Origin of the sequence: Holdemanella porci (assembly GCF_009696075.1) — a bacterium.
Taxonomy (GTDB): Bacteria; Bacillota_I; Bacilli_A; order Erysipelotrichales; family Erysipelotrichaceae; genus Holdemanella; species Holdemanella porci.
The window spans coordinates 1-2,468 of the sequence record NZ_VUMR01000103.1 but is presented as its reverse complement, the minus strand read 5'-3'; the positions used below and the strand labels follow the sequence as shown (position 1 = coordinate 2,468).

The 2,468-nt window shown below is 53.3% G+C and carries 1 rRNA gene; it reads left to right on the top strand.

The features are described from left to right. Positions 1-2,468, top strand: a 23S ribosomal RNA gene (locus tag FYJ55_RS10480); the annotation flags it as partial.

Here is a 2,468-nt window from a genome sequence, read left to right as displayed (position 1 = left end):
AAAGCCTAATGGGATCCTGAGTACGGCGAGACACGAGGAATCTTGTCGGAAGCAGGCGGGACCATCCGCCAAGGCTAAATATAAACGAGTGAGCGATAGTGAACCAGTACCGTGAGGGAAAGGTGAAAAGAACCGCGGGAGCGGAGTGAAAGAGAACCTGAAACCGTATGCCTACAAGAAGTCAGAGCCCGTTAAGGGGTGATGGCGTGCCTTTTGTAGAATGAACCGGCGAGTTGCGACAGACTGCGAGGTTAAGGAGGAAAGACCGGAGCCGAAGCGAAAGCGAGTCTTAAGAGGGCGAAAGTAGGATGTTGCAGACCCGAAACCGGGTGATCTAGCCATGAGCAGGTTGAAGTTGAGGTGAAACTCAATGGAGGACCGAACCGACTACCGTTGAAAAGTTAGCGGATGACTTGTGGCTAGGGGAGAAATTCCAATCGAACCCGGAGATAGCTGGTTCTCCCCGAAATAGCTTTAGGGCTAGCGTTGGAAAGAACCTTAGTGAAGGTAGAGCACTGAATGTGTGATGGCCCCATCCCGGGGTACTGAATACAATCAAACTGCGAATGTCATTAAGGATGTCCGGCAGTCAGACTGTGAGTGATAAGGTCCATGGTCAAGAGGGAAACAGCCCAGACCGCCAGTTAAGGTCCCAAAATACAGGCTAAGTGGAAAAGGATGTGGGGATGCCCAGACAACTAGGAGGTTGGCTCAGAAGCAGCCATCCTTTAAAGAGTGCGTAACAGCTCACTAGTCGAGTGACCCTGCGCCGAAAATGTACCGGGGCTAAGCCTGATACCGAAACTGCGGATTGTAGGAAACTATAGTGGTAGGGGAGCGTTGTATACGAGCAGAAGCCGTACCGTGAGGAGCGGTGGATTGTATAGAAGTGAGAATGCCGGTGTGAGTAGCGAGATGTAGGTGAGAATCCTACACACCGAAAGCCCAAGGATTCCAGGGGAAGGTTCGTCCGCCCTGGGTAAGTCGGGACCTAACGCGAGGCCGAAAGGCGTAGTGGATGGAAAGCAGGCGAAAGATTCCTGCACCCGTATATGGAGCGAAGGAGTGACGGAGACGGATAGTGTGACCCTCTTAATGGATTGAGGGCGAAGCGAAGCGGCTGGTTACCAGGCAAATCCGGTAACCTCAAGGCTAGGGCGTGACAGGCAAGCGAAATCCAAGGAAAGTAGCGAAGCACATGATGACGGCTTCCAGGAAAAGCTTCTGGCAATGCATATGCGGCCCGTACCAAAACCGACACAGGTGGGCAGGGAGAGAATCCCGAGGTGAGCGAGAGAACTGTTGCCAAGGAACTCGGCAAAATGACTCCGTAAGTTAGCGAGAAGGAGTGCTTAAGCAATTAAGCCGCAGTGAAGAGGCCCAAGCGACTGTTTAACTAAAACACAGCTCTCTGCGAAGTCGCAAGACGAAGTATAGGGGGTGACACCTGCCCGGTGCTGGAAGGTTAAGAGGATCTGTTAAGAGCGATCTGAAGCAGTGATCCGAAGCCCCAGTGAACGGCGGCCGTAACTATAACGGTCCTAAGGTAGCGAAATTCCTTGTCAGGTAAGTTCTGACCCGCACGAAAGGTGTAACGATTTGGGCGCTGTCTCGGCAGCAGACTCGGTGAAATCTTAGTACCTGTGAAAATGCAGGTTACCCGCAACTAGACGGAAAGACCCCATGGAGCTTTACTGCAGCCTGATATTGAATTCTGGTCATACATGTACAGGATAGGTGGGAGACAAAGAGACGTGCACGCCAGTGTACGAGGAGTCGGCGTTGGGATACCACTCTTGTGTGACCGGGGTTCTAACCTGGTATCGAGAACAGGTACGGGGAGAGTGTCAGGTGGGCAGTTTGACTGGGGCGGTCGCCTCCCAAAGAGTAACGGAGGCGCCCAAAGGTACGCTCAGATTGGATGGAAACCAATCGTCGAGTGCAATTGCAGAAGCGTGCTTGACTGTGAGACAGACAAGTCGAACAGGGACGAAAGTCGGGAATAGTGATCCGGCGGTGCCGAATGGAAGGGCCGTCGCTCAACGGATAAAAGCTACCCTGGGGATAACAGGCTGATCTCGCCCAAGAGTTCACATCGACGGCGAGGTTTGGCACCTCGATGTCGGCTCATCGCATCCTGGAGCTGGATTCGGTTCCAAGGGTTGGGCTGTCCGCCCATTAAAGCGGTACGCGAGCTGGGTTCAGAACGTCGTGAGACAGTTCGGTCCCTATCTGTTGTGGGCGAAGGAGATCTGCGGAGAGCTGTCCTCAGTACGAGAGGACCGGGATGGACCTACCGCTGGTGCACCGGTTGTTCCGCCAGGGGCATAGCCGGGTAGCTAAGTAGGGAAAGGATAAGCGCTGAAAGCATCTAAGCACGAAGCCTACTCCAAGATGAGATCTCCCATTCGCAAGAAGTAAGACCCCTTAAAGACGATAAGGTAGATAGGCCAGGGATGGAAGTGCAG